This window comes from Pseudomonas sp. CC6-YY-74 (genome assembly GCF_002025205.1).
GTDB classification, from domain to species: Bacteria; Pseudomonadota; Gammaproteobacteria; order Pseudomonadales; family Pseudomonadaceae; genus Aquipseudomonas; species Aquipseudomonas paeninsulae.
Window position 1 is genome coordinate 4,514,197 of the sequence record NZ_CP019947.1, and the last position, 11,935, is coordinate 4,526,131.

The 11,935-nt window shown below is 65.7% G+C and carries 8 protein-coding genes and 1 pseudogene; 5 read left to right on the top strand and 4 right to left on the bottom strand.

Features of this window, described 5'->3' with window-relative positions; all coding sequences use genetic code 11:
* Positions 1–23 precede the first annotated feature (23 nt).
* The 5 genes and pseudogenes from speB to B2D37_RS20470 all read left to right on the top strand — a co-directional run bounded on the left by speB (position 24) and on the right by B2D37_RS20470 (position 6,271).
* Complete coding sequence (gene speB / locus B2D37_RS20450; protein WP_079204432.1) at positions 24–983, top strand: agmatinase; 960 nt, start codon at positions 24–26, stop codon at positions 981–983.
* A 494-nt stretch (positions 984–1,477) separates the two neighbouring features.
* Positions 1,478–3,048, top strand: a pseudogene (locus B2D37_RS20455) (ABC transporter ATP-binding protein).
* A 19-nt stretch (positions 3,049–3,067) separates the two neighbouring features.
* Positions 3,068–4,147 (top strand): ABC transporter permease, encoded by a 1,080-nt coding sequence (locus B2D37_RS20460; RefSeq protein WP_218190400.1) that lies wholly within the window; start codon positions 3,068–3,070, stop codon positions 4,145–4,147.
* A gap of 1 nt (position 4,148) precedes the next feature.
* Positions 4,149–5,081 carry an ABC transporter permease gene (locus tag B2D37_RS20465; protein WP_079204433.1) on the top strand — a complete coding sequence of 311 codons (933 nt, stop codon included), beginning with the start codon at positions 4,149–4,151 and terminating at the stop codon, positions 5,079–5,081.
* Positions 5,082–5,173: 92 nt separating this feature from the next.
* On the top strand, positions 5,174–6,271 hold the full coding sequence (locus tag B2D37_RS20470) for a BMP family ABC transporter substrate-binding protein (RefSeq protein WP_079204434.1): 1,098 nt from the start codon (positions 5,174–5,176) through the stop codon (positions 6,269–6,271).
* Positions 6,272–6,502: 231 nt separating this feature from the next.
* On the opposite strand, the gene B2D37_RS23465 is transcribed toward B2D37_RS20470, so the two are convergent.
* From B2D37_RS23465 to B2D37_RS20485, 4 genes are all read right to left on the bottom strand, one after another.
* Complete coding sequence (locus tag B2D37_RS23465) at positions 6,503–6,625, bottom strand: OprD family porin (protein WP_218190404.1); 123 nt, start codon at positions 6,623–6,625, stop codon at positions 6,503–6,505.
* An 81-nt stretch (positions 6,626–6,706) separates the two neighbouring features.
* On the bottom strand, positions 6,707–8,257 hold the full coding sequence (locus tag B2D37_RS20475; protein ID WP_079204435.1) for an acyl CoA:acetate/3-ketoacid CoA transferase: 1,551 nt from the start codon (positions 8,255–8,257) through the stop codon (positions 6,707–6,709).
* A 114-nt stretch (positions 8,258–8,371) separates the two neighbouring features.
* The gene (locus B2D37_RS20480) at positions 8,372–9,757 is read right to left on the bottom strand and encodes a GntP family permease (protein ID WP_079204436.1); all 1,386 of its coding nucleotides are present in this window, start codon (positions 9,755–9,757) and stop codon (positions 8,372–8,374) included.
* 617 nt (positions 9,758–10,374) lie between these two features.
* Positions 10,375–11,856: a sigma-54-dependent Fis family transcriptional regulator gene (locus B2D37_RS20485; RefSeq protein WP_079204437.1), complete on the bottom strand. Its 1,482-nt coding sequence runs from the start codon at positions 11,854–11,856 to the stop codon at positions 10,375–10,377.
* Positions 11,857–11,935 lie beyond the last annotated feature (79 nt).

Sequence of the window (11,935 nt, forward strand, 5' to 3'; positions counted from 1 at the left end):
TCGCCATCCTTGAGGACCCGACCATGGATCACGCCTTCGACAACGACCAGGCCATCACCCGCGACAGCCTGTACGGCACCTGCGCCGAGCCGACCTACGCCGGCATCACCAGCTTTATGCGCCGCCGCTATACCCGCGACCTGCGCGGTGTCGACCTGGTGGTCAGCGGGGTGCCGTTCGACACCGCCACCACCAATCGACCGGGCAGCCGCTTCGGTCCGCGGGCGATTCGCGCCGCCTCGGTGCAGTCGGCCTGGGCGCGGCACTTTCCCTGGGAGTTCGACCCGTTCGACCTGCTGGCCTGCATCGACTATGGCGACTGCTACTTCGACCACGGCACCCCGCAGGACACCCCGGCGCTGATCGAGGCGCATGCCGACAAGATCCTCGCGGCCGGCTGCGCCATGCTCACCCTGGGCGGTGACCACTTCATCAGCTACCCGCTGCTCAAGGCCCATGCGAAGAAACATGGCGCGCTGGCGCTGATCCACTTCGACGCGCACAGCGACACCTGGCCGGACGAGGAGGGGGCGCGCATCGACCACGGCACCATGTTCTACCACGCCGCCCGCGAGGGCCTGGTCGACCCGGCGCGCTCGGTGCAAATCGGCCTGCGCACCAGCAACGACGACGTGATGGGTTTCCAGGTGCTCGACGCCCGCCAGGTGCACCGCAGCAGCCCGGAGCAGATCGCCGAACTGATCCGCGCGCGGGTCGGCGACCATCCGGTGTACCTGACATTCGACATCGACTGCCTCGACCCGGCCTTCGCCCCCGGCACTGGCACCCCGGTGTGCGGTGGCCTGTCCAGCCACCAAGCGCTGGAAATCCTCCGTGGCCTGCGCGGCATCAATCTGGTCGGCATGGACGTGGTAGAGGTGGCGCCGCCCTATGACAATGCAGAAGTCACCGCCTTGGCCGGCGCCACCCTGGCCATGGAAATGCTTTGCCTGTACGCCGCACGGCATAAATTGACGCCCTGATCGCCGCTCGCCTTCCGCGCCAACCCAGGCGCCATCCCGCGTCCAGCCCCGGGCAGCCCTACAGGTTGTCTGGGGCTGTTGGCTTTTCTGGCCAGCGTAAGCGCCGGTGGCTTGGGTTTTGCGCGACCCGGCCTATATCTTGCTCAGGCAGACGCAGTCGCGCGCTAAGTGCTTGCCTGGCATGTTGAGCGCTAGTGGCCCATTGCCCATTAGCGCGCAAACAACAGCATCAATTTAGAGCGGCTCGGCTAGCAGCAGGGCTTTCGTCTGTCGACAGTATTGTTTACATATATTTATAGGATTGTTCACATTGTGTTGCGCAGCCTTGTAGAAACGTAGTACACAAGACTCCGCATCCGCCCTGACTTGCCGTCTTGCGGGTGGCTAACCAGAAGGGTGCAAGGCCCCGCAAGGCGCTGCTCCTCTCCAATAATAAAACGCCGATACCCGCTCGCTTGAGCTGCTAAGGTCATCGGAAGATAGGAGAAAAGCCAATGCAGCAAGAGCAGGCCACAGCCGCCTCAGATGCCCAGCCACGCTTGGTCTTGAAGGGCATCTGCAAGGTCTACCCCGCGGTAGTCGCCAACGATGGCATCGACCTGCGCGTCATGCCCGGCGAGATTCATGCCGTGCTGGGGGAGAACGGCGCCGGCAAGTCGACCCTGATGAAGATCATCTATGGGGTGACCCGACAAACCGCCGGCGAGATGTTCTGGGAGGGCCAGCCGGTCACGGTGGAAAACCCCGCCCATGCCCGTAGCCTGGGCATCGGTATGGTGTTCCAGCACTTCTCGCTGTTCGAGACCCTGACCGTGCTGGAAAACGTCGCCCTGGCCCTGCCGGGCAAGCCCGACCTGATGGATCTGGCGCGGCGCATCGAGTCGGTGTCCACGCGCTACGGCTTGCCGGTCGACCCGCGTCGGCATGTGCATGCGCTGTCCGTCGGCGAGCGCCAGCGGGTCGAAATCGTCCGCTGTCTGCTGCAAAACCCTCGGCTGCTGATCATGGACGAACCGACCTCGGTGCTCACCCCGCAGGCGGTACGCGTCCTGTTCGAGACCCTGCGCCGGCTGGCCAGCGAAGGCTGCTCGATCCTCTACATCAGTCACAAACTCGACGAAATCCAGGAGCTGTGCCACAGCGCCACCGTGTTGCGTAGTGGCAAGGTCACGGGCGCCTGCATTCCTGCCGAGGAAACCCCAAGAGCATGGCACGGCTGATGATCGGCAAGGACCTGCCGGCCTGCGAGCACAGCGCCGCGCCGACTGACGGCGAGATTCGCTTGAAGTTGGACGGCCTGTCGCATGTCTCGCCTGATCCGTTCAGCACCGATCTCAAGGACATCCAGCTGGAGGTGCGCTCCGGCGAGATCGTCGGCATCGCCGGGGTCTCGGGTAACGGTCAGGCCGAGCTGTTGGCGGCTATTTCCGGGGAGACCCCGCTGAGCGAGAAAGGCCCGGTGCAGATCTGCGGCAACGCGGCGGGACGCTTGTCGCCCGACCAGCGCCGGCAGATCGGCCTGTGCTTCGTGCCGGAAGAGCGTCTGGGCCGTGGCGCGGTGCCGAGCATGTCGCTCAGCGACAACGCGCTTCTCACCGCCGCCGTGTCGAAAGGCCTGGTCAGGCGTGGCCTGATCGATTTTCGCGCGGCCAAGGCCTTTGCCAGCGAATGCATCGAGCGCTTCAACGTCAAGTGCGGTGGGTCGGCGGCGCAGGCCCGCTCGCTGTCCGGTGGCAATCTGCAGAAGTACATCATGGGTCGCGAAATCATGCAGGCCCCCAAACTGCTGGTGGCTGCCCAGCCCACCTGGGGTGTGGACGTGGGCGCGTCGGCCTTTATCCGCCAGCAGATTATCGACCTGAGAAACGCCGGTTGCGCGGTGCTGGTGGTGTCCGAGGAACTCGATGAGCTGTTCGAGATTTGCGACCGTATCGCGGTGATCGCCGATGGGCGTTTGTCGCCGATGCGGCCCTTGGCCGAGACCTCGGTGGAGGATATCGGCGTGTGGATGAGCGGCATGTGGCCCGGCAGCGAGAGCGCTGCCACATCGACCAGCAACCAATAACAAGGGAACGCGCACCATGCTGTCATTCAAGCTTGAAACCCGCCCCGAAGCCTCGCGCGCCATGAGCTATCTGTCGCCGCTGATTGCGGTGGTACTGACCATGCTCGGAGGGCTGCTGTTGTTCTCCGCCTTGGGTAAAGACCCACTGGAAGGCTTTCAGGTGTTCTTCCTCAATCCACTGCGCTACTGGTACGGCGTGGCCGAATTGCTGCTCAAGGCCGTCCCGCTGATGCTCATCGCGGTGGGCTTGGCCATCGGTTTCCGGGCCAATGTGTGGAATATCGGCGCAGAAGGCCAGTTCATCCTCGGCGCCTGTGCCGCGACTGGGGTCGCGCTGGCCTTTGGCGACTACAGCGGCCCGCTGGTGCTGCCGGCGATGGTCGCCGCCGGGGCGCTGGGCGGTGCCGCCTGGGCGGCGATCCCGGCATTGCTGCGCACCCGCTTCAACGCTAACGAGATCCTAGTCTCGCTGATGCTGGTGTATGTCGCTCAATTGCTGGTGTCCTGGCTGGTGTTCGGCCCCTTGATGGACCCAGATGGTTTCAATTTCCCGCAGAGCAAGATGTTCGCCGATTCGGCGCTGTTGCCGATCCTGTTCGAGGGCACGCGGCTCAACCTGGCCTTCGTGATGGCGCTGGGGGTGCTGTTGATCGGCTATGTGTTTATGCACAAGAGCTACCTGGGCTTCAAGATGCGCGTGGCCGGCGAGGCGGCAGATGCGGCGCGCTATGCCGGCTTCTCGGCCAAACGGATGATCTGGATCGGCCTGCTGGTGGGCGGTGCCTGCGCGGGCCTGGCCGGCATGGCCGAGGTGGCGGGGCCCATGGGCCAGCTGACCGACAAGGTCGCCAGCGGCTACGGCTTCGCCGCCATCATCGTGGCCTTCGTCGGGCGGCTGAATCCCATCGGGATCTTCTTTGCCAGCCTGTTGATGGCGCTGCTGTTTCTCGGCGGCGAGCAGGCGCAGTTGTATCTGAGCCTGCCCGCGTCGATCTCCAAGGTGTTCCAGGGCATGTTGCTGTTCTTCCTGCTCGGTTCGGACCTGTTTATCAACTACCGGCTGCGCGTGCGGCTGACCCTGGCCAAGGCGGGAGACTGACATGGAGCAGAGTCTGATTACCTCGATACTGTTCGCCACCCTGGTGGCGGGCACGCCGCTGATTATCGTGGCCCTGGGCGAACTGATCACCGAAAAATCCGGGGTGCTCAACCTGGGCGCCGAAGGCACCATGGCGATGGGCGCGGTGGCCGGCTTCGCCGCCACCTACTACACCGGCAACCCCTATCTCGGTGTGTTGGCCGGCATGGCAGCCGGTGCGCTGATGAGCCTGCTGTTTGGCCTGCTGACCCTGACGCTGATGGCCAACCAGGTGGCCTCCGGTCTGGCGCTGACGATCTTCGGCGTCGGCCTCTCGGCCTTTATCGGCAAACCCTTCGAGTCGCTGACCCTGCCGGCCGTGCCGGCGATCCGCATTCCACTGCTGGCCGATATTCCGCTGCTCGGGCCGGCGCTGTTCAACCAGCAGTCCCTGGTCTATTTCTCCTGGGCCCTGCTCGGCGGGGTGATCTGGTTCCTCTACAAGAGTCGCGCCGGCCTGATCTTGCGCGCCGTCGGCGAGTCGCCCTCGTCGGCCCATTCGATCGGCTATTCGGTGATCGGCATCCGCTACCTGGCCACCATCTTCGGCGGCGCCATGGCCGGTATCGGTGGCGCCTTCCTGTCGGTGTTCTACACCCCGCTGTGGGTCGAGGGCATGGTCTCGGGCCGCGGCTGGATCGCCCTGGCGCTGGTGGTGTTCGCCACCTGGCGGCCGCTGCGGGTGATGGCCGGGGCCTACCTGTTCGGCGGGGTGATGATCAGCCAGTTGTTTATCCAGGGCTCGGGCCTGCAGATCGAGGTGCCGTCGCAGTTGCTCTCGGCGCTGCCTTATCTGGCGACTATTTTCGTGCTGGTACTGATTTCGCGTAATCAACAGACCATCCGGCTGAACTCGCCGATGTCGCTCGGCCAGCCTTACCGGCCGGACGCCTGATCCGTTGGCGGGCGCTTAGGGGGAAGGGTCCGCTGCATTTATTTCCCCCGACAACAAAAACAACCAGAGCATGAACGCTAGGAGAGGAACTGATGGCTAATCGCAGATATTTCATCAAGGCTGCAAGTGGTGTGGCAATGGCAACCGCGTTGGGCTTTGGCCTGCTGGGTGCGGCGCAGGCGGCCGACCCGCTCAAGGTTGGCTTCGTCTATATCAGCCCGATCGGCGACGCCGGCTGGACCTACCAGCATGATCTAGGGCGCTTGCAGATGGAAAAGGCCCTGGGCGATAAGGTCGAAACCAAATACATCGAGAACGTACCCGAAGGCGCCGACGCCGAACGGGTCATCCGCGAGCTGGCCAGTAGCGGCTACAACCTGATCTACGCCACCAGCTTCGGTTATATGAACTACGTCGAGCGGGTCGCCAAGCAGTTCCCCAACGTGACCCTGATGCATGCCACTGGCTACAAGACGGGCAAGAACTTCGGCAACTACAACGCGCGCTTCTATGAGGGCCGCTACCTGAATGGCGTGGTCGCCGGCAAGATGAGCAAGTCCAACGTGCTGGGCTATGTCGCCGCCTTCCCCATCCCCGAAGTGGTGATGGGCATCAACGCCTTCGCCCGTGGCGCGCGCAGCGTCAACCCGGATGCCGAAGTGCGGGTGATCTGGGTCAACAGCTGGTACGACCCAGGCAAGGAACGCGAAGCCACGCTGACCCTGATCTCCCAGGGCGCCGACATGCTCACCCACCACACCGACTCGACCGCCGTGGTCCAGGCTGCGGAAGAGAAGGGCGTGAATGCCTTCTCCTACCACTCGGACATGAGCAAGTACGGCGCCAAGGCGCAGCTCTCCGGCACCACCCACCAGTGGGGCAAGTTCTATACCGATACCACCCAAAGCGTGCTGGACGGCACCTGGAAACCGGCTTCCACCTGGGGCGGGATCAAGGACGAGATGATCGAGATCGTGCCGCTCAACCCCTCGGTACCGGCCGATGTCAAAGCGCTGGTGGATAAATTGGAAGCCGAGATGCGCGCCGGCACTTTCCATCCGTTCACCGGCCCGGTGGTCGATCAGGACGGCAAGACTCGCGTCGCCGCCGGCGAGGTCATCAGCGACGACGACCTGGGCCACATGAAGTACTTCGTCGAGGGTGTCGCGTCCAAGCTGCGGCAGAACTGAGAGACAGTGAAAAAACTCCCGCCTACTGCGGCAGCCTCCAAACGCTCGCTGCTGGCGTTGCGCTACGTGAAAAGTGGGGTCATTTAGCTCACTAAACTCCCCCGCTTTTCAAGCAGCGCGCCTTGCCGCGAACGCCTGGAGGCAGCCTCGCGACGGCGCTCGATATTTTCACAGCCTCTGAGCACGACAAACAAAAGGCCAACCGCGAGGTTGGCCTTTTGCGTTGCGGGCTTACCAGAGCGGCAGGCTGTAGCTGACGATAAAGCGGTTCTCGTCCAGCTCGCTGCCGACGTTGCTGCGGGTAGATACCGTCGAGACCAGCCGTAGTCGCTGGTGGCGAGCTCGGACGTTCACTGGCAGCGCCGTGGGGTTGGGGGGTGAAAGCTGAAAAAAAAGCGCGGACCCAAGACGCGGGCCCGCGTTTTCGCTCAAGGGTTACAGGGTCTCGCGCAGACCCAGGCGCTCGGCGCGGAACAGCCGCGCATCCATCAATTTCGGTTGGCGCACGATGGGGGCGAAGTCCATGCGCGCAAGAATGTCGCGCTGCAGATCCACGCCGGGGGCGATCTCGATCAGCTCCAGGCCTTGCAGGGTCAGGGCGAACACGCAGCGTTCGGTGACGTAGAGCACCGGCTGGCCGCGCTCGGCGGCCCGGCGCCCGGCGAAGGTGCGCTGCTCGACCTCGGCGACGAACTTGCGCAGCGCGCCGTCCTCGACGATGCGCAGCCGGCCGTCCTCGATGCGGATGTCCTGGGGGCCGGCGCTGAAGGTGCCGACGAACACCACCCGCTTGGCGTTCTGGCTGATGTTGATAAAGCCGCCGGCGCCGGACAGCCGGTTGCCGAACTTGGACACGTTGAGGTTGCCGGCGGCGTCGGCCTGGGCCAGGCCGAGGAAGGCCAGGTCGAGGCCGCCGCCGTCGTAGAAGTCGAATTGGTAGGGCTGGTCGAGCAGGGCGCTGTGGTTGCTCGCCGCACCGAAGTCCAGGCCCGAGGCCGGAATGCCGCCGATCACGCCGGGCTCGGCGGTCAGGGTCAGCAGGTCGATCACGCCTTCCTCGGCGGCCACCGCGGCCACGCCTTCGGGCATGCCAATGCCCAGGTTGACCACCGCGCCGGCCTGCAACTCCAGGGCGGCGCGGCGGGCGATCAGCTTGCGCACGTCCAACGGCAGCGGCGCCAGGCTGTCCACCGGCACCCGGGTCTCGCCGGCGAAGGCCGGGTTGTAGGCGGTGGCGAAGGTCTGCTGGTGATTCTGCGGTTCGGCCACCACCACGCAGTCGACCAAGATGCCGGGGATCTTCACCTCGCGCGCATTCAGCGAGCCGCGTTCGACGATGCGTTCGACCTGGGCGATCACCAGGCCGCCGCTATTGTGCGCGGCCATGGCGATGGCCAGGCTCTCGATGGTCAGCGCCTCGCGCTCGAACGACAGGTTGCCGTCCGGGTCGGCGCTGGTGGCGCGGATGATGCCGACGTGGATCGGAAAGGCCTGGTAGAACAGGTAGTCCTCGCCGTCGATCGGCATGCGCCGCACCAGCTCGACGGTGGTCCTGGCATTCAGTTTGCCGCCGCCGAACTCGGGGTCGACGAAGGTGCCCAGGCCGACCCGCGACAGCTGCCCCGGCTTGCCGGCGGCAATGTCGCGGAACAGTTGCGAGATCACCCCTTGCGGCAGGTTGTAGGCCTCGATGCGGTTCTCCACCGCCAGCTTCTGCAAGCCGGGCACCAGGCCCCAGTGGCCGCCGATCACCCGCCGCACCAGGCCCTCATGGGCCAGGTGGTTGAGGCCGCGGCCCTTGCCGTCGCCCTGGCCCGCGGCATACACCAGGGTCAGGTCGCGCGGTGCCTGTTCGGTCTGGAAGCGCTGCTCCAGGGCGATGGCGATCTGTTCGGCGAAACCGATGCCGACGAAGCCGCCGGTGGCGACGTTGGCGTTGTCGGCGATGCGTGCCACCGCGGCGGCGGCTGTCATGATCTTGCTCATGGCGGGGTACTCGAAACGAAGGGGGTATCTCGACCGTAGGAGCGGGCCATGCCCGCGATGGCTTTCGCGGGCATGGGACTAGGCGTCCCCCCCGCTCCTACAGAGGAGCGTTGCTTAGAAACTACCGAACAGGGTGCCCAGCGTAATCACCATGACCAGCGCGACCATGGGGAAGGCCACGGTGTTGACGAAGATGAATTTGTACGACTCGCGGTGGGTCAGCTTGCAGATCGCCAGCAGCGAGATCACCGCGCCGTTGTGCGGCAGGGTGTCCATGCAGCCGGAGGCCATGGCCGCGACCCGGTGCAGCAGCTCGGGACTGATGCCGGCGCTGGTGGCCAAGGTCAAGTACTGCTCGCCGAGGGTCTTCAGGGCGATCGACATGCCGCCGGAAGCCGAGCCGGTGATGCCGGAGAGGATGTTCACCGCCACCGCCTCGGAGATCAGCGGGTTATCGGAGACGCCGAGCACCAGGTCGCGGATCACCACGAAACCGGCCAGGGAGGCGATCACCGTGCCGTAACCGACTTCGGCGGCGGTGTTGAGGATCGGCAACATGGAACCGAAGGCGCCGTCGTTGACGGTTTTCTTCAGGTCCATCCAGCGCTGCCAGTGCAGTGCGATCAGCAGCAGGATGGCGGCGCTAAGGGCGACGATGATCGACCAGATGCCGATCAGCGACTTGGCGTCCTGCAGGCCGCCGAACTCCGGCTTGGCCAGGACGCTGGCGTCGAAGTGCGGCAGCACCTGCTTGGCCATCAGGAAGTTCAAGCCGATCACCAGCAGGATCGGCAGCAGCGCCAGCCAGAAACCGGGGATGCCGCGAGTGTCCTGGGCCACTGGATCGTCGCGGTGTGCGCCGTAGCCTTCGCCAGCGGCCATCAGCTTGCGTGCCTGGGCGCTCAGCCACCAGGTGCCGAGGCCGAACATGATCAGGCCGGCGATCAGGCCCAGGCCTGGCGCGGCGAAGGCGTCGGTGCCGAAGAAGGGGTTGGGGATGGCGTTCTGGATCGCCGGGGTGCCGGGCAGCGCGGTCATGGTGAAGGTGAACGAGCCGAGGGCGATGGCACCGGGGATCAGGCGCTTGGGAATGCCCGCCTCGCGGAACAGCGCGGCGCCGATCGGGTAGACGGCGAAGGCCACCACGAACAGCGACACGCCGCCATAGGTGAGGATGCCGCAGGCCAGCACGATGGCCAGGATGGCGCGCTGGCTGCCGACCTTGGCGACGATGCCGTGGGCGATGGCGCGGGCCGAGCCGGAGTCGTCCATCAGCTTGCCAAACAGCGCGCCGAGCAGGAACAGCGGGAAGAACTGGATCACGTAGCCGCCCATGGCCTTCATGAACACCTGGGTGTAGGTGGGCAGCAGCAGCGCGATGTCGCCGGCGAACAGCAGGGCCAGCAGGGCCAGCAGCGGGGCGAGGATCAGCACGTTGAGGCCGCGGTAGGCGAGGTACATCAGCAGGGCGAGGGAAATCAGAATACCGAGGGTACCCATGGTGGGGTGATTCCTTTTGTTGTTGTTTTCTGGCGCGCTCTACGGCGCGTCGACTTCAAGCATCCGGGCGGCGGCCCGGTGCGGTGGATAGACAAGCTTTAGCGAAAGGCATGCCAAGTCGTTCGCGGGGCGTTGGGGAAAGTCGAAGAACAGGCTGCGGGCCAGGCGCCATGAGGCTTGGCGACCCGTGTCGGCTGCGTCGCCTTGCTTCGCACGCAGCTGCCAGGGCGAATGCGAGTGTCTGCTTATCTGGACATGCTCAGAGAGGCAGTAGCTGCCGAAGACATTGTCCAGTTTTCTGGACGGCGGCGTGCGCGGAGCGCGGCCCTCCTCGCTTGGTCGGTAAGGCGTACTAGCGCAGGGGAAGGGGGGCATTTTCGCTATCGCTTGGTGGGCTGTCGCTGCGCTCTTGATCGGAACGCCGCCCGGTCCGCCCTACGGGCAGATGGTGGCTGTCGAATTTGGAAGCAAGCCACGATCCGTAGGGTGTACTCGCCGCAGGCAGTGCGCCGTGGTTGATCGGCGCGGCACAAAAGCTGGCGGACTGTTCGCTGCGCTCCTGATCGGAACGCCGCCCGGTCCGCCCTACGGGCTGTGCGGTGCAGCGGGATTCCGTTCTAGCGCGCGCTCAAGCCATGCTGTTGCAGCTTGCTGTACAGGCTGGCGCGGGAGATGCCCAGCTCGCTGGCGGTGCGCCGCCGGTTGCCGGCGCAGGCCACCAGGGCCAGTTGCAGGGCGCGGCGCTCGGCGGCGGCGACGCTCTGCGCCAAGGGCTGCAGGGGTTCGTCGGTGAGCGGCGCGGCTTCCGCCAGCGGGCTGGCCGCTGTCGCTGTCGTTAGGGGTGCGCCGGGCGCGGCCAGCAGCGGCTGCAGCTGCGCGGCGTCGAGCAGCGGTCCTTCGGCGTCCAGCTGCGTGCGCTCCAGCAGGTTGCGCAGCTCGCGCACGTTGCCTTTCCAGGCTTGCCGGCCGAGCAGCGCCAGGGCCTCGCGGCTCAGTTCCATGGGCGCCTGGCCGGAGCGGTTGGCGATGTCATCGAGCAGGTGCTCGACCAGGGTGGGAATGTCCTCGCGGCGCTCGCGCAGTGGCGGCACGTGCAGGGCCAGCACGTTGAGGCGGTAGTAGAGGTCGTCGCGGAACTGGCCGGCGGCGACCTTGGCCTCCAGGTCGATATGGGTGGCGGCGATCACCCGCACGTTGAGCGACTTGACCTGATTCGAGCCGAGCGGCTCGACCTCCTGCTCCTGCAGCACGCGCAGCAGCTTGGCCTGCAGCGCCAGCGGCAGGTCGCCGATCTCGTCGAGGAACAGGGTGCCGCCGTTGGCCACCTCGAACTTGCCGATGCGCGCCTTGCGGTCGGCGCCGGTGTAGGCGCCGGGGGCGGTGCCGAACAGCTCGGCCTCGACCAGGGTCTCGGGGATGGCGGCAACGTTGACCGCGACGAAGGGGCCGTTGGCCCGCGGCGACAGGTTGTGGATGCCCTGGGCCAGCAGCTCCTTGCCGGTGCCGGTCTCGCCGCGCAGCAGCACCGTGGCGTCGAGCTGGGCGGCGCGCCGGGCCTGGCGCTTGACCTCGCTGGCGGCAGCACTGCTGCCGATGAAGCCGGCGATGGTGTAGCGCGCGCGGCGGGCCTTGGCCAGTTCGTTCTGGGTGGCGAGCAACTGGTTTTGCAGCACGTTGAACTTGGCCATCAAGGGTTTCAGGTGGCGCGCGCGGTCGAACAGGACGAAACCCAGGGCGCCGACCAGGGTGCCGTCCTCGTCGCGTAGCGGGATACGGGTGACCACGAAGTGCTCGCTGCCGAAGGCCATCAGGTCGAGCATGCTCGGCTGACCGCTCTCCACCACCTCGCGCAGCTTGCTCGCCGGCAACACCTGCTCGATCTCCTTGCCGAGCACGCTGCGCGGATCGCTGATGCCGACCTTCTCGGCGTACTTGTCGTTGATCCAGACGATCCGTGCCTGACGGTTGACCGCGATGGTGCCCTCACACTGGGCGTTGAGGTGATCGAACAGCAGCGGCATGGCCACCGCGCGGAAGCGCTCGGGGGACACGCCGACGATCAGGCCGTGCTGGTCGAGGTCGTCGCGGGATATGGCCATGGCAGCAGGGGTTCCACAGGATGATGCGAGGGAGTATGGGAGCCGCCGCACACTGGAGGCAAGGCGTTCCCCCGAGGGC

What these genes read in the sequence shown, in the direction of transcription:
- speB (WP_079204432.1), top strand. Translation starts at nt 24, where the DNA reads ATGGATCACGCCTTCGACAACGACCAGGCCATCACCCGCGACAGCCTG.
- B2D37_RS20465 (WP_079204433.1), top strand. Translation starts at nt 4,149, where the DNA reads ATGGAGCAGAGTCTGATTACCTCGATACTGTTCGCCACCCTGGTGGCG.
- B2D37_RS20470 (WP_079204434.1), top strand. Translation starts at nt 5,174, where the DNA reads ATGGCTAATCGCAGATATTTCATCAAGGCTGCAAGTGGTGTGGCAATG.
- B2D37_RS20475 (WP_079204435.1), bottom strand. Translation starts at nt 8,257, where the DNA reads ATGAGCAAGATCATGACAGCCGCCGCCGCGGTGGCACGCATCGCCGAC.
- B2D37_RS20480 (WP_079204436.1), bottom strand. Translation starts at nt 9,757, where the DNA reads ATGGGTACCCTCGGTATTCTGATTTCCCTCGCCCTGCTGATGTACCTC.
- B2D37_RS20485 (WP_079204437.1), bottom strand. Translation starts at nt 11,856, where the DNA reads ATGGCCATATCCCGCGACGACCTCGACCAGCACGGCCTGATCGTCGGC.